Origin of the sequence: Amycolatopsis sp. cmx-4-54, assembly GCF_046548895.1 — a bacterium.
In the GTDB taxonomy this organism is placed as follows: Bacteria; Actinomycetota; Actinomycetes; order Mycobacteriales; family Pseudonocardiaceae; genus Amycolatopsis.
In genome coordinates, this window is sequence record NZ_JAEBEJ010000003.1 from 286831 (window position 1) to 301213 (window position 14383).

General features: G+C 64.1%; 17 protein-coding genes. 9 read left to right on the forward strand and 8 right to left on the reverse strand.

What is annotated here, in order from left to right; all coding sequences use genetic code 11:
* Positions 1 to 13: 13 nt before the first annotated feature.
* From ACLJQ7_RS11585 to ACLJQ7_RS11600, 4 genes are read left to right on the forward strand one after another with little or no spacing between them, the layout of a single operon-like run.
* A complete protein-coding gene (locus tag ACLJQ7_RS11585) occupies positions 14 to 472 on the forward strand; it encodes a hypothetical protein (protein WP_410648185.1) in 459 nt (152 codons plus the stop codon).
* Positions 469 to 1068 carry a hypothetical protein gene (locus tag ACLJQ7_RS11590; RefSeq protein WP_410648186.1) on the forward strand — a complete coding sequence of 200 codons (600 nt, stop codon included), beginning with the start codon at positions 469 to 471 and terminating at the stop codon, positions 1066 to 1068. Before ACLJQ7_RS11585 ends, ACLJQ7_RS11590 begins: the two co-directional genes overlap by 4 nt.
* A complete protein-coding gene (locus tag ACLJQ7_RS11595) occupies positions 1065 to 2255 on the forward strand; it encodes an MAB_1171c family putative transporter (RefSeq protein WP_410648187.1) in 1191 nt (396 codons plus the stop codon). Before ACLJQ7_RS11590 ends, ACLJQ7_RS11595 begins: the two co-directional genes overlap by 4 nt.
* On the forward strand, positions 2236 to 2871 hold the full coding sequence (locus ACLJQ7_RS11600) for a hypothetical protein (RefSeq protein ID WP_410648189.1): 636 nt from the start codon (positions 2236 to 2238) through the stop codon (positions 2869 to 2871). Before ACLJQ7_RS11595 ends, ACLJQ7_RS11600 begins: the two co-directional genes overlap by 20 nt.
* Positions 2872 to 3364: 493 nt before the next feature.
* On the opposite strand, the gene ACLJQ7_RS11605 is transcribed toward ACLJQ7_RS11600, so the two are convergent.
* From ACLJQ7_RS11605 to ACLJQ7_RS11615, 3 genes are all read right to left on the reverse strand, one after another.
* Positions 3365 to 3607 carry a helix-turn-helix domain-containing protein gene (locus ACLJQ7_RS11605; RefSeq protein ID WP_410648568.1) on the reverse strand — a complete coding sequence of 81 codons (243 nt, stop codon included), beginning with the start codon at positions 3605 to 3607 and terminating at the stop codon, positions 3365 to 3367.
* 502 nt (positions 3608 to 4109) lie between these two features.
* A complete protein-coding gene (locus ACLJQ7_RS11610) occupies positions 4110 to 4997 on the reverse strand; it encodes an SAM-dependent methyltransferase (RefSeq protein ID WP_410648190.1) in 888 nt (295 codons plus the stop codon).
* The gene (locus ACLJQ7_RS11615) at positions 4984 to 5250 is read right to left on the reverse strand and encodes a hypothetical protein (protein WP_410648191.1); all 267 of its coding nucleotides are present in this window, start codon (positions 5248 to 5250) and stop codon (positions 4984 to 4986) included. Before ACLJQ7_RS11615 ends, ACLJQ7_RS11610 begins: the two co-directional genes overlap by 14 nt.
* A 707-nt stretch (positions 5251 to 5957) precedes the next feature.
* Here ACLJQ7_RS11615 and ACLJQ7_RS11620 point away from each other — a divergent pair.
* The 4 genes from ACLJQ7_RS11620 to ACLJQ7_RS11635 are packed head-to-tail and all read left to right on the forward strand — an operon-like array spanning position 5958 to position 8993.
* Positions 5958 to 7274: a hypothetical protein gene (locus tag ACLJQ7_RS11620; protein ID WP_410648192.1), complete on the forward strand. Its 1317-nt coding sequence runs from the start codon at positions 5958 to 5960 to the stop codon at positions 7272 to 7274.
* 29 nt (positions 7275 to 7303) lie between these two features.
* Positions 7304 to 7843, forward strand: coding sequence for a GNAT family N-acetyltransferase (locus ACLJQ7_RS11625; protein ID WP_410648193.1), 540 nt, complete (start codon positions 7304 to 7306; stop codon positions 7841 to 7843).
* A 47-nt stretch (positions 7844 to 7890) separates the two neighbouring features.
* Entirely contained in the window at positions 7891 to 8595 is a 705-nt protein-coding gene (locus ACLJQ7_RS11630; protein ID WP_410648194.1) for a DddA-like double-stranded DNA deaminase toxin, read from the forward strand.
* Positions 8583 to 8993, forward strand: a complete 411-nt coding sequence (locus tag ACLJQ7_RS11635; protein ID WP_410648195.1) for an Imm1 family immunity protein — start codon at positions 8583 to 8585, stop codon at positions 8991 to 8993. The genes ACLJQ7_RS11630 and ACLJQ7_RS11635 overlap by 13 nt, the downstream gene beginning before the upstream one ends.
* 246 nt (positions 8994 to 9239) lie before the next feature.
* Here ACLJQ7_RS11635 and ACLJQ7_RS11640 read toward each other — a convergent pair whose 3' ends face one another.
* From ACLJQ7_RS11640 to ACLJQ7_RS11660, 5 genes are all read right to left on the reverse strand, one after another.
* Complete coding sequence (locus ACLJQ7_RS11640) at positions 9240 to 10118, reverse strand: ABC transporter ATP-binding protein (RefSeq protein ID WP_410648197.1); 879 nt, start codon at positions 10116 to 10118, stop codon at positions 9240 to 9242.
* 107 nt (positions 10119 to 10225) lie between these two features.
* The gene (locus ACLJQ7_RS11645; protein WP_410648198.1) at positions 10226 to 11059 is read right to left on the reverse strand and encodes an ABC transporter permease; all 834 of its coding nucleotides are present in this window, start codon (positions 11057 to 11059) and stop codon (positions 10226 to 10228) included.
* Positions 11056 to 11826, reverse strand: a complete 771-nt coding sequence (locus ACLJQ7_RS11650; RefSeq protein ID WP_410648199.1) for an ABC transporter permease — start codon at positions 11824 to 11826, stop codon at positions 11056 to 11058. The genes ACLJQ7_RS11645 and ACLJQ7_RS11650 overlap by 4 nt, the downstream gene beginning before the upstream one ends.
* An 8-nt stretch (positions 11827 to 11834) precedes the next feature.
* Entirely contained in the window at positions 11835 to 12839 is a 1005-nt protein-coding gene (locus tag ACLJQ7_RS11655) for an ABC transporter substrate-binding protein (protein ID WP_410648200.1), read from the reverse strand.
* A 246-nt stretch (positions 12840 to 13085) separates the two neighbouring features.
* The gene (locus ACLJQ7_RS11660; RefSeq protein WP_410648201.1) at positions 13086 to 13928 is read right to left on the reverse strand and encodes an ABC transporter substrate-binding protein; all 843 of its coding nucleotides are present in this window, start codon (positions 13926 to 13928) and stop codon (positions 13086 to 13088) included.
* Between ACLJQ7_RS11660 and ACLJQ7_RS11665 the strand changes: the two genes are divergently transcribed.
* Positions 13918 to 14148: a hypothetical protein gene (locus ACLJQ7_RS11665; RefSeq protein ID WP_410648202.1), complete on the forward strand. Its 231-nt coding sequence runs from the start codon at positions 13918 to 13920 to the stop codon at positions 14146 to 14148. The genes ACLJQ7_RS11660 and ACLJQ7_RS11665 overlap by 11 nt on opposite strands.
* Positions 14149 to 14383: the final 235 nt, after the last annotated feature.

The following is a 14383-nucleotide window of genomic DNA, read 5'->3' on the forward strand; positions in this document are numbered from 1 at the left end:
AAATGAGGGTGAGATGACGCTTGAGGGGGCCGTGTCCGTCCAAGAAGCGCTTGCTTTTCTGGTCGAGAACCGGCGTAGGGAAGATGGCAAGGCTCACACTGACCGCGATATCGCCGACGCCCTGAAGGCGATGGGCACCGAGGTGTCGTACTCGGCGGTGTGGCAGATGAGAACGGGCGGGCAACCGCACCCGCGCACGAACTTGATTCAGGCGCTGGCGTGCTTTTTTCGTGTGCCCGCCGGGTTCTTTCTCGATCGCGAGGTCTTCGACAGCTGGTCCAAGAAGCTGACGACGCCGGATGAGCCCGAGATGCCGTTACCGGGCGGGATGCCGTTGCAGCGCGGAGGTTCGCCGCAGCACCTCCCGATATTGCTGCGGACTACGGGTATGTCCGATCGCAGCATGAGCTTGCTGGACGCGCTCGCGGCGCACGTGAGCGAGCTTGAGGCAAAGGACGGCCGCACGGCATGACCTCACCCACCATCGGGTGGGGTTTGCTGCACTGGATACGACGACGGCGACGTCACAGCGTCGTGACTGGCAACGCGCCGGTCACGCAGCTCGGTGACGTCCGGGCCTTGGTGTGCGCTTTCGACCTGCCCGCCACGGTCACGCCTGAGGACCTGGCCGCACGTCTGTCCACAGTGCGCGGACGTTCCATCCTGATCCAGCCCTACCCCGAGAACATCGTGGCCGAGTCCCGTCGGACGGGCGATCCATTGCCCTACGGCGTCTGGGTCTCCGGCGCCGCCAGCGACTTCGTGTTTTTCCGGCAGGACACCACGAACACTCACCAGCGGCACATTCTGCTGCACGAGCTCGGGCACATCGCCTGCCGCCACGTCCAAGCCGAGGCCGAGGCCGGCACTGCCGACACCGGCGGTGTCGACGGCGTACCGGATCTCCAGATGATCCGGCGCGCCGTGAAGCGTGACGGCGAGTTCGCCGAGGCGCAGGAGCAAGCCGCGGAGACCTTCGCGTACCTCATTGAGCGCCAGACCCGGCCGACCCTGTCCGCTACCGGCGACACCCCCAGCGCCCGCTACCGCCTCCTGGAGGACTCATGATCGCCCTCGCGCAACTCCAAGGGCTGCTGACCTGGCTGGCCACCACCAGCGCCCTGATCTACTGGTACCGATCCTGGCGACGATCCCGCACGCCCGGCGTCCTGGCGATGGTGCGGGCCTTGGCCGCTCTCGACGTTGCGATCCTGCTCGGCGTCGATTTGGGCGTGTACGGCTGGCTGTTCGGCATCGAGACCTTGCCGAACTACTTCACGCACGTCGCAGCGCTGTTCTCGACGTACTACCTCCAAGTGTTCGTGTTGTATCTGGCGCACCCGGCCGACACGATTCCGCCCAAGATCCGGCCTCGAACACGGCTCCTCGTAGTCGCTCAGCTCGCGCTCGGTGCGCTCTATCTCGCCGGGCCGGTCGCTGGCGACCATCCGGACATCGCTTCGACGTCGGGCAACCACGCGGTGATCGTGGCCTACCTCGCGGTGTTCGTGCTCTACATCGGGCTCGCGATGGTCGACGTCATCGTGGTATCCCGCCACGCCCGCGACCTACCAGCCGGACACCTGCGGCTCGGCCTAAGGTTGCTGCGATGGGGAGCGATGTGCGGCTTGGCTTTCGCCGTGCACAAGGCAGCCGGTTCGCTCGTCCGGCACGTCGACCTGTGGCCGCCGCTGGCCCCGCTGTTCCACAGCGTCGTGCCCGGCATCCTCACCACCGCCGGTCTGCTGCTCATGACGACGGGCATCATGGTCCCTGCCGTAGGCCCGCGTCTCCAGCTCCGGCGCCACCATCGCGCGCTCCTGCCGCTATGGCGAGACCTGGTGGACTTCGCGCCCAGGGTCCAGTTCACCGAGCCCTCCGCCCGCCGCCTGTGGTCTGGCCGTGGCGATATCGCCGACCGCGTCCGCCACCGGCTCACCGAGATCAACGACGTCCTGGTCGGCCCGCTACAGCCGTTCATCGACCCGGCCGCGCACGCCGCAGCCTTGGGCCGGGCCGAGGCCAATCCGGTGCGCGGTGCCACGGCGGCCGCGACCGCGCAGGCAGTCACCATCGCAACCGCTCTCACCGCCGCCCGGGACGAGATGCCCGTCAACGCCGTCAGCCCGGTAGCGTTCACCCCGCCGGACGTGACCGACATTCGCGACGAGGCGGCCTGGCTCGCCACCGTCGCCACCGCTTACGCCCACCTACTCATTAAGGAGCAACCGCCCCATGTCGCCCGTGCCCGCTGACACCACCCCCGCGAGCGTCCGGCAGCGATCAGCCCGCATCGCCACCGAAGTACTCGCCCCCTGGGTCTGGGTGCTGCTGCTCCCGCTCGCCGTCGCCTGGCAGGTCACCAACCACCACCTCGGCGAAACACTGCTTTGGGGCCTGATCACCGGCGTCTTCGGCTCCATCTTGCCCATGGCGGTCATCGTCCGCGGAGCCAAGAAAGGCCAGTGGGACAGCCATCACGTCACCAACCGCGCCGGACGCGTCATCCCCTTCGCAGCCTGCATCGGCTTCCTTGCGATCGGCTTCGGCATCCTGATCATCGGCAATGCACCCCGCGAACTGATCGCCCTCGCAGCCGCCGAACTCTTCTCCCTGGTCGTGTCCGTCGCGATCACGTTCGGAGCCAAGTTCAAAGTTTCCATGCACGCCGCCGTCGCCGCCGGAGCGGTCGCCGTCCTCGTCCAGGTCTACAACCCCTGGGCCGCGCTCCTACTCCTCGGCGTCGCCTGGGTCTGCTGGTCCCGCGTCGAACTCAAGGACCACACCACCGCCGAAGTCACGGTCGGAACACTCGTCGGCCTCCTGGTCGGCGGCGGAGCCTACCTCGCGCTCGCCGCCGCACTGGCCTAGCAAAGGTGGGGCGCTGCTGTTACCAGCGCCCCACCTCTTGACCGCCCCGCGCCACCCCCTCTGACGGGCAGCACCAGGCGGCCTCTTCCCCACACCCGGCGACGACGAATCAGGTCTCCCTTAGCTGGCTGTCCACCACTCGACCATCACGCGCAGCTCCCATCGCAATTCTTGGTCCCACATTCACACGGGATATCAGGCAGCTCAGTTCCGTAGTCGGCGAGATGCTGCGCTTTCTGTTCGTCAGTATTGTTACCGTCTTGCGAAGTCCCGTCCGGTTTAGCCTTCATTCTGCTCTGCCTCTTCCCGTCGCTTCCGGTCGGCTTCCTCCTGCTTCGCCACGTTCTCAGCTGTCCATAGCTCGTTGTAGCGCAAGACAAAGACTGCCGTTTGCATAGTTCTCCTCACCATTAATTGCTTCACCAGTCGACGATCGACTCGCGGTCTCGGGATTGGGTAAGACCGAACCGAATTATCATTGTCCCACCCATCTCTATCCGGAAGCTTCGCGGCCTCGTGGACGAAGTTGCACACCGGCTTCCAGCAGACGACGACGCGTTACGTTGTAGGACAAATCAAATCGGGTGGCGAGTGTGCGTATCGAGTCGCCTCGACGGTAGGCATTAACCATGCCGTCTGGGCAGGGTTCTATCCTTCGAATTGGCGGCCTCATGACCACGCCAGCTTCATGCAACGTGGTTCGGACTTTCCGGAAGCTGAAGCCCGATTCTGGCATAATCTCTTCGATTGTTGCGCCAGCTTCGTAGAAGGCTTCAATCTCATCTAGTTCCACGGTGCGTCTTTCGCTCTCGGGGATGACAGGTGAAGACTCGGGGGCGGCGGGGGTCCAGGCCGCCCCCGAGTTACCGCCGTCCCAAAGCCGCTGTGGGATGGCAGGTTGGAACCCGGCCGCCGCGTCCGGCGGGGGGCTTCACGGACGCGGCGGCCGAGAGCTGATTAACGACCTCTGAAGAGAGAGGTCTTCCTTAAACACTGAATCACGCGGCGGCGAAACCTGTTAAAAGTCCATCTAAAGCGCGTGGTAGGTCGCAGAAGAATAGCCTCTGTCCACGTGACGTCTGCGTCATCCTCGAAGGCGATATCGTCTGAAACTAGGTTCCCGACGTAGACGATGACTTCATCGTGAATGTCCGTGCGGTCGCCGTAAGTGTTACTTCTGAGCCATTTCGACGGATCTTCAATCCTAACTTTCATTTTCACTGTGACGTCTACCGGACTCATGAGACCTGTTCCGGGATCGCGAAGAAATCACAAGCTATACCGACGTGTGCGACGACACCGGCGACGAGCATTCCCGTTACCGGACTGATCAGTGGCGGACCTTCCGGGTACCACATGTACGCCGGGCTGACGCCTGGCGGCAAGATCGCCGTGCCGGTAAACATGGTTTCGATTTCCTTCCGGGTCGCGACCGTGCCAACGCCAAGCGGGCTGTGCCACAGGTGGTCCTCGAAAGTCTTGGCGAGCGGTGTGAGTTCCGGGTGCTCCGGGTCAAACAGATGTGTTGCGATGATGAACGATCCATTCGGAAGATGCTCGATGTGCTCCTGAACCACCTCGGCAACCTCGGCGCGCGTCCCGCCGTGAAACGAGAGAATTCCGCTTAGTATCAGGCCGGTGGGCTCTCGCCGGGAAGAAACGGGGGCCTCATCGATACTTTCCCACATCCGTTTCGGGTTGTAGGGATCGACCTGGACCACGTGCGTCTGATTTTCACCGTCTTCGATTAGTGCCCGTTGCGCCGCTGCGGCCAGGCAGTCAGCTTCGATCACCGTGACAGACGTGGAGCTTTCGCAGCGCCGGATTATCTGGTGAAGGTTCTGGCCGGAGAAGTCGGGCAGGCCGTAACCAGCGATGAGCCACCGCGTGATGCGGTAGGAACGCGCCAGGTAGCGGACCGCGCGGCGTACAAACTCTCGTTCCGAGGTGAAGACAAACCCAATGTCAGGCGACACGGTCCTAAGCTGGTCCCGCATGTGGTGTTCGATCTCATGAGCTTCTTTGCCGTCAAAGAAGGCATCATAGAGATAGGGAAGGTTAACCCTGGTGGGGTCAACGCCCGGCGGGTTATAAGTCCACTGCCGGGTTGCTTCATCGGTCGTCATACGTGCTCCCGTTGCGCGGCGGCAGGGAGCACCCGCTCGCGGTCGGTCCCAGGTCGATGAACTCGCCATCTATTTCTCCGGCACGCCTCGACAGCAGCGCTCCGACGATGACCAGTTCCTCGCCGCACTTGCGGAGGCCGGCAACGTGGCGCTTCGGTGACTTGTGCGTCCGCATCATGGGCGCGATGTGCTTCGCCGCGTCCGCCAAGAGATCGACGGCGCTGGCGAGAAGATCAGGCTCCAGTTGGTGCATAACGCTGCTCCTGACTCGCGGTCCGCCGGGGTCTCGGGATCTGACCGAGCTGCGGAGGGGGCTCCTCCGGCAACTCTCCAGTGCTCGACGACCAACAATCGGGCATCTCGTAGCTTGGCCGGGTCGGCGGCTCCACGGCATCGACAACCGGCAGGTCAGGCCGCGTCAGGTCATCTAGAAACGAAGGATCGACCGACGCCCTATGCACCTCGCGTGAGATCTCCAGTGGAGCCTCAAGTCGCGGGAGCGGCGCTGTATCCGCCTCGAATCGGGCTGCAGGCTGAGCGAGTCGAGGAGGGCCAGCCTTCTTTGCCCTCTCCCGCTCCGCAATTGTTCGTTTCAGCGTTCTCCAGGAGGTGAACTCGTCGGGGTTGGAATGCCTGCCGACCGACCAGAAGAACTTGTCCCAGATCAACCAACCGGCGTAGGCCAGGGCGAACAGCGCCAGCAACAAGCCGCAGATGAGCCCGCCTACGTTCACCTTTGCGCTATCCATCTTCGCCTCTCACCCGCCTAAGCTGCTGTTCTTTGGACCCGAGCGGGTCTCACTCTCCGTGTCGAAGATGCCGCCTAGCGTGGCGTCCAACTGGGTGACGTGGGTATGTCATGGCCGTTGACATCTTCTGACTTCTCTTGACTTCTTGTGCTTGTGGTCGCCACGCAAGGTGTTCTCGCCCTAACCTGAAGAGGTGCGAGATGGAGGTGCAATGGACGACAAGCTGGCGCGAACACGCCTTGAGCAGTTAATGCAGCCTCGTCGCATGAAGCCCAAGGAGCTGGCCGAGCAGGTTGCCGCCATCACCGGTGAACACGTCTCGGATCGTCAGGTTTACCGATGGATCGTGGGCGAGGTACGCACACTGCCCTACGCGCAGTATCAAGCGGCGCTTGAGGAGATCTTCGGTGAATCGGCGAAGCGGCTTTTTGGTCCCGCCTACGGCAGTGGACAGATCGCGCAGACGTCGATTGTCCGTGCCCCTGGAATTGCTCCTCAATACGAGCGGGACGGTTGGCAGCGCAAGATGGTCGCTTTGAGCGCAGCGCGGGCCAGAGATTTCATCAGCAGGACGGAGGTCCCAAACGTGGGTCCTGAAACAATCGATCAATGCGCAGACGACATTCGCGCCTTGACTGTTCGCTATCAGCAGGAGCCGTTAGCAGATCTGCTCGCCGAAATGAGTAGCGCTCAAGAACGCGTCTTTGGCCTTTTAGAGGGGAAGCAGAAGCCAGCGCAGACAAGGGATCTCTATCTGCTAGCTGGTGTAGCTTCTGGATTAATGGCCCGCGCATCGCACGATATAGGTGACTCGGAAGCCGCTATGGTCAATGCGCGGGCGTCCTTTACGTCAGCGGACAACGCGGGTCATGACAGCTTGAAAGCGTGGGCTAAGGGTTTGCAGTCCCTAATTTCGTACTGGGCGTGCCGATACAATGATTCGATCAAATATGCTCAAGAGGGGCAGAGGTACGCGAACACGAATCCCAATACGTCGGCAGTATGGCTTGCATCTGGCGAGGCGCGCTCGCTCGCGGCCCTTAGCCGGTTTGAGGAAGCACAAGCGGCAGTGAACCGAGCGACGAGCGAGCGTGACCGCGCACGGCCAGACGACCTCGACGAGCTCGGTGGGTTCTGCACTTTCACGCGGCCTCGCCAGCTCTACTATGCCGCCGAGTCCTTGGCCTGGGCCGGACCGAATTGGTCGGAGCAAGCCGAGCGCGTCGCGACGGAAGCGATGGACGCCTACGAAGATGCGCCGACTGCGGACCGGGCGTTCGGCGACGAAGCCGGCGTTCGTTGCGCCCTGGCAATCGCCAGGATCAACCGTAAGGAGTTCGACGGAGCGACCGAGGCGATGGCAGGGGTCCTAGACCTGCCTACCTCACAGCGGACACATGGAATCGTTACAGCGGTCGGCCATGTGCAAGAAGCTCTCACTTCCTTGGTCATCGATGCCAAGCCGGTCTATGAGCTTGGCGATTCGATCCGCGCCTTTGCGTCCGAACCGCTGGCGATCACACAGTGAGCGGATCTACCGATATGGAAGGACCCAGTTTGATCGACCCGTTGTACGGCGAACTTACGAAACTTCGCGAGTTCAGGAGTTCAGATGGCGGCACCGCCTTCAAGGTAGTAGGTGATGACCGGGTCACCACCTACCTGTCTTTCGACAGTCGCACGCCCGAAATGGCGCAAAAGATGATCGATGACGCCATCGACCGAGCGGACGCGGTACCGCGAACTGAGTATTACCTCGCGATCACTCGCCTTGACGAGGATGAGCTGATCGGTACCTGTCGCATCGCCTTCTCTGGTGTGAAGGCTGCAAAGCTCGGCTACGCCACGGCCGCCGACCACTGGAAGCGCGGATACACCACCGACGCCGTGCGCACCATCCTCACGTTCGCGTTTGAACGACTTGAGCTCCACCGGATCACGGCCGCGATCGGGCCTGACAACCACGCTTCACAGGCCGTCGTGAAGCGTCTCGGCTTCACCCGCGAGGGTGTCCTTCGAGACCACGTATTCACGAACGGCTCATGGAGAGACTCGGTGCTTTACTCACTGCTGCGCAACGAATGGCTAGCGAACTAAGCGCCCACGATCGATACGTCGCCCTCCTTGAACAAGCAGTGGAGACTATGAGGGAGGCGCTGGCGACGCTGACCGCGGCGGCTGAGGCGTTGGCCGAGCTGTCTGGCGAGCTGAATGAGGTCACTGCGGGCACAGCTATCTCCGACTTGCCAGCCGTCTATGGAGAGGTCGAGGCGCGACTTCGTGGTCTGGTGCAGCAACTCGGTGAGCGGGTCTCCAGTGTCGAGCGCTACATCGAAGACGTCAGCGGTACTGCGCCCATCCCGCCACCCCGCCTCACTGCTAGGCCGCCCGAAACAGGAAAGCAGGAGAAGAACTCGCCGGACGACCTGACGGACGAGATCGTTAAACGTTTGCGGCAAGAGCTGCCCGAACCGATCAAGCCCGATGATCGTGGCCGGAAGACCCACGGAAGGTGGGTCGACCCGGAGGGCACAGTGCACGAGACGGTCAGCGGGCGCGACGCGGATGCTTCGCTCGCGATGCAGCAGCTCCAGGAGAAGGGGATTCCGCGGAAGCCGTTACGCACCTCGGACGTCGAGATGAAGCTCGCCGCGAAGATGGCCCACGAGGGCATCACCAAGGCAACCGTGGTCATCAACAACACCCCATGCGAGGGAATCTTGAGCTGTGACACCCTGGTTCCCATCTTGCTGCCCGACGGGTCCACGCTCACCGTGCATGGCGTCGAGCCGGACGGCACGCCTTTCGTGAAACGTTACGAGGGAGGAGCCCACCCGTGGTGGCGTTAGTGGCCTGGTTCGACCGCGAAGCACCCACGCAGGTCGAGACTGCCGCCGATCTGGATGCGGTTCTCGACGCCGTAGTGGCTACCGGACGGCCGAACCTTGTTGAGCTGACCGTGGCAAGCGACCCAGGTCGCGCTGTGCTCAACGTCGGGCTGGATGGTGCGCGCGGCCGGGGTGTCCTGTACTGCTCCGGAGCAACTGACCCCTCGGCCGAGGCCTACTTCTCGCGCGGTGTCAAGACGGACGACGCCGAAACGATCTACTACTACATGGGGTCGGACACCGAGTTCCCGGACGATGCCGAACTACCGATCCCGGACGTCAGGAAGGCCGCTCACCAGTTCTTGGCTACCGGTGGTGAGCGGCCAGACGGCATCGACTGGCAAACGGACAGCTTCTGACGGGTGCGAGCCTGCTGGGGCACGCACCCGCCACGCTGGACCACCTCTCCAGGGCCTCTGACGTGCGGAAATAGTGTCTAGGGTTTCACTGCGTCAGTTGTGACTTGACTTTCGCAACCTTCAACGTTGCGAAAGTGGCTTTCGCAACACCTGCTCCGCGGACCCTGGCGCCTCACCCGAAGAAGTACATGAAGGCCCCCTTCCTTGCGCCAGACGCAAGGAAGGGGGCCTTCATGTACTCGAACGTCAGGAGCTCTTCGCGCGCGCGTTCGAGGAGGCGGCGGCATCGGCGGCCGAAGCCTCCTGCTGCGCCAGTTCGTACTCGGCCGCGTCGGAAGCCGCCGTGACGGCTTCAGGGGCACCGCCGTGCAGCAGCCGCGCCACCTCGCCGCGCAGCGTCACGAACTCCGCCGACTCGCGCGTGGTGATCTGGTTCCGTTCCGCGGGCAGCCCCACCGGCAGGTCCGCGACGATCTTCGCGGGTGACTTCGACAGCACCAGCACGCGGTCCGACAGGTAGACGCTCTCGTCGATGTCGTGCGTGACGACGAGGACCGTGCTCCCGTTCTCGCGCTGCACGCGCCGCGTCAGGTCTTCGAGTTCGAACCGCGTCTGCGCGTCGACCGACGCGAAGGGCTCGTCCATCAGCAGCAGGGCGGGCCTGCTGGCCAGCGCCCGTGCGATCGACACGCGCTGCTGCATACCGCCCGAGAGCTGCCACGGGAACTTCGAGCCGACCCCGGACAGGCCGACCGACTCCAGCGCCTCCTGCGCCCGCGTGCGGCGCTCCGAGCGGCTCAAGTTGCGCCACCGCAAGGGGAACTCGACGTTCTTCGCGACCGAGAGCCAGGGGAACAGCGAACGGCTGTAGTCCTGGAACACGACGGCCAGATCCTCCGGCACCCCGAAGACGTCGTCACCGTGCAGGCTGACGCGGCCGGACGTCGGCTTGATCAGCCCGGCGATGCAGCGCAGGAGCGTCGACTTGCCACAGCCCGACGGGCCGACGATGCTCGCGAGCTGTCCCGCTTCGACGGTGAACGACAGGTCCTCGACCGCGACGTGCGCCTTTTCTCCCGCGCCGTACCGGTGGTTCAGCCCGGAGACTTCGAGCATGGTTGACATCTTGCTGACCCTTCGTGTCCTTGAGGCGAAGCCGCTATCGGCGCGGCAGTGGCTTCGAATCTGTGGCTGATTTCCGCTGCATCGCTCTGCTCCACCGTCCAGCCGAACTAGAGACGGCCGTTGCGGGTGGGCTGCCAGCGAAGCACTCTCTGCTCCACCGCGAGGAAGGCCGCGTTGAACCCGAAGCCGAGGAGTCCGAGCAGGACCAGCCACGACCACATGAGCGGGAAGTCGAACGCCTGCTGGGCGTCCATCAGGGACCGGCCGATGCCGTTGTAGGAGCCGACCAGTTCCGAGATCACCATCAGCAGCAAGGAGATGGACAGGCTCAGCCGCAGGCCCGCGAAGATCTTCGGCCCGGCGGCGGGCAGCACGATCGAGCGCACCCAGTACGACCGGGGAGTGCGGAACGACTTCGCGGTGTCGATCTTCACCTGGTCCACCGACCGGACGCCGTCCACGGTGTTGAGCAGCACCGGCCAGATCGCGCCGAAGATGATCGATCCGGTCTGCATCCCCGGCCCGAGTCCGAAAAGGACGATGAACACCGGGATCAGCGCGGGCGGCGGGACCGAGCGGAAGAACGCGAACAGCGGCCCGACGTAGTCCATCCCGGTCCTGGACCGTCCCAAGAGGACACCCAGCGCGACACCGAGGGCGCCGGCCAGCAGCCAGCCGCCGAGTGTCCGGCCGAGGCTCGGCAGGACGTTGTCGAACACGGTGTCGGTCAGGAACAGCTGCGAGGCCGGACCGGTGAACCACAGTTTCAACGAGGCGGACAGGATCTCGGTCGGTGGCGGGAAGAACGGGCTTTCCGCGAGCCTGGTCGCGAGCTCCCAGATTCCGAGCAGCGCGAAGAAGAACAACCAGTTGCGGACCAGGATGCCGATACCCCGGCCCACGCGCCTGCCGACGCGGCTGGTCAGCGTGAGGGTCGTCACGAGACCGCCTCCCGGTCGACCGTGCTCCAGCGGAACGCCCGCCTGCCGATCATCTCGAGCCCGCCGTTGATGAGGAAGCCGAGCGCGCCGACCACCACGGTGCCGGCGAGCACGAGGTCGAACCTGGTCGAACCGGTGCTGGCCTGCATGATGAAGTTGCCGATGCCGAGTTTGGCCCCGGCGAGGAACTCGGTACTGACCACCGCGATCAGCGCGATGTTGGCGGACAGCCGCACCCCGGTGAACACGAACGGCGCGGTATGCGGCAGCGCCACCGACGTCAGCGTCCGGAATTTGCCGGTGCCACAGGCCTTCGCGGTCTCCAGCAGGACGGGGTCGATCTCGCCGAGCGCGTAGATCGTGTTGAACATGATGGGCCACAACGACGCGTACACGGCCAGCGTGATCTTCGCTTCGGGCCCGCCGCCGATCAGCAGGAGCACCAGCGGGATCAGCGCGACCGCGGGGATCGGCCGCAGGAACTCGATGACCACCGCGGTCGCGGTGCGCAGGCCGGGGATGCTGCCCAGCAGCAGACCGGCGGGCACGGCGATGGCGACCGCGATCAGCAGGGCGATCGCCCACGCGAGGAACGTGGCGATCAGATCCCGGACGAACTGGGTCTCGCCGAACTGTTCGAAGATCGTCACGAGGACGACGGACGGCGGGGGGATGAACTCTTTACGGACCAGGCCGGCCTGGACGATCACTTCCCAGATGAGGAAGAAACCGGCCAGACCGGCCAGGGCACGGAGAAGTCGTGGCACCTTGACCTTTATCCAGCTTGAGGGGCGAGCATCGGAGCGGCGTCGAGCTTGGCCGTGATCACGCCGGTCTGCAGCAGCAGGTCCGGCACTCGCTGCAGGCGCCGGGCGTCCAAAGTGGACCCGAACGTCGGCAGCGTGAGCAGTGAAGCGGTTTCGGCGTCGACCTTGGCGTACTTGACGATCAGGGGTTCGAGCTTGGAGCGGTCCGCCGAGTCGCGCACGGCCTTGCCCAGTGCGCGCTGGAACGCCGCCAGCGTCTTGGGGTTCTTGTCCACGAAGGAGCCGAGCGCGCCGAAGCCCGCGAGGGGGAAGTCCTGCGTGGCGCCGGTCGAGATGTCGACGACCGGGGTCGCGCCGACGACCTTCGAGGCCTGGGTCAGGAACGGCTCGGGCAGGTAGCCCGCGTCGACCTGGCCCGAGGACAGCGCCGCGGCGATGTTCGGCAACTGCATGGGCACCCACTGGACCTTGCTGGTGTCCACGCCGTGGTCCTTCATCACCGAGACGGTGAGCAGGTGGGAGGCGGTGTTCTTGTCGGTGATCGCGATCTTCTTGCCCGCGAGGTCGTTGATCGTCTTGACCGGCGAGGTCGGCACGGTGACGACCGCGTTGCTCTTGGGGCTGGCCGAAACGGAGTCGGCGACGAGCCGGATGTCGGCCGCGCCCTTGCTCTTCGCGACGAAGAACGGCATGTAGGTGGAGAAGGCGATGTCGACCTCGCCACCGATCATCTTGGTCATCGCCTGCTGGCCACTGGGGGCGTCGACGGCCTCGACCTCGAGACCTTCGGCCTTGAAGTAGCCGCCTTCCTGCGCCAGGCGCAGCGGCGCGAGGTCGACGACGGGCAGCAGGGCCACCTTGATCTTCGGCTTCTCCAGCCCGCCTTCGCCACCCGACGCCTTCGACGTGTCCTCGCCGCCGAGTGCGCCACAGGCGCCCAACGTGGCCAGCATGAGCGCGCTCAGGGCGACGCTGACGGCACCCCGTCCTCTACGTGCACCGTTCCTGCTCATGGCGTTTCGAAACAAAGCCAGCTCCTCGGAAACAATGAATCACCGTTGGGTTTTTTCATCCGTGTCGTGGCTTCATTTCGCCAGGCACGCGGTCACCTTAGAGATTTGCCCACCTGCTCACAATGGGTGTCGTGAGCGGGTGATCATTTTAGGCCATTCGCCCGATCGCCTGATCACCCGCTTGGACATCATTACTTTAAGTGATCAAAATCCGCGTGGAGGGGTAATTCGGAGTACCGCGAGTCATCAGCTGGTGGTCTGCGCCGCGATCATCGGGCCGACGTCGATCTTGGTCTGGATCGCGCCCATCTGCAGGAGCAGGTCCGGGACGCGCTGGATGCGGCGGGGGTCCAAGGCGGACTGGAACGTCAGCAGCGTGGTCAGCGCGGCGGTGTCCTGGTCGATCTTGGCGTACTTGACCAGCAGCGGCTCGATCTTGGAGCGGTCCGCCGCGTCGCGGGTGGCCTTCTGCATGGCGCGCTGGAAGGCGGCCACGGTCTTCGGGTTCTCCGAGACGAACTTGCCGAGGGCGCCGTAACCGGCGGTGGGGAAGTCCTGCGTCGCCCCGGTGGCCGTGTCGACGATCGGGACGGTGCCCGCCTGCTTCGCGGCCTGCGTGATGAACGGTTCGGTGAGGAAGCCGGCGTCGATGTCGCCGTTCTTCAGCGCGACCGCCATGTTCGGCGGCTGGACCGGCACCCACTGGACCTTGCTGAAGTCGACGCCGTGGTCCTTCATCACCGACTTGGTGAGGGTGTCGGACACGGTGTTCGGCGCGAAGATGCCGATCTTCTTCCCGGCCAGGTCGTTGACCGTCTTCACCGAACTGGTCGGAACGCTGACCACCATGGTGCTCTTCGGCCCGGCGGACGAGGCGTCGGAAACCAGCTTGATGTCGGCGGTGCCCTTGCTCATCGCGATGAAGAACGGCGTGTAGCTGGCGTAGGCGATGTCGACCTCGCCGCCGATGAGCTTGGTCAGGGAGACCTGGCCGGTCGCGGCTTCGACCAGTTCGACGTCCAGGCCCTCCGTCTTGAAGTATCCGCCGTCCTGGGCCAAGCGAAGTGACGCGGTGTCGATGGTCGACATCGTCGCGACCTTGATCTTCGACTTCTCCAGGTTCCCCGAGCCATTGGAAGAGGACGAATTGTCGCCGCCGAGGAGCCCGCAGCCGCTGACCGATACCGAAACCGCGGCCGCCATCGCGAAGGCGAGGGCTCCACGCCGACCCAGGCTGACGCTCAAGGCCTTCTTCGAGCTTGCAGAGCCAAGCAAAGTGGTGCTCCTGATCAAGGGGAGGGACACGTGATGACGTGGCCTGATGTGGAATTCGGAAGTGACTCTTTGTCTCAAGTCAGGGCCCACTGTAGAGAACACACACTGTGCTCACAATGGGTGGTCATCCTATGATCCCAAGTGGTAACGCTCACCCGAACAGGTTGTTTGTCAGAAGTGAACACAACTGGGCGTGTTCGCGCCGGAGACTTGTTGACTACTGAGCGCCGACGGGTCAAGAGCCGTCCGGGCCTTTCTCGGAGGTCTTG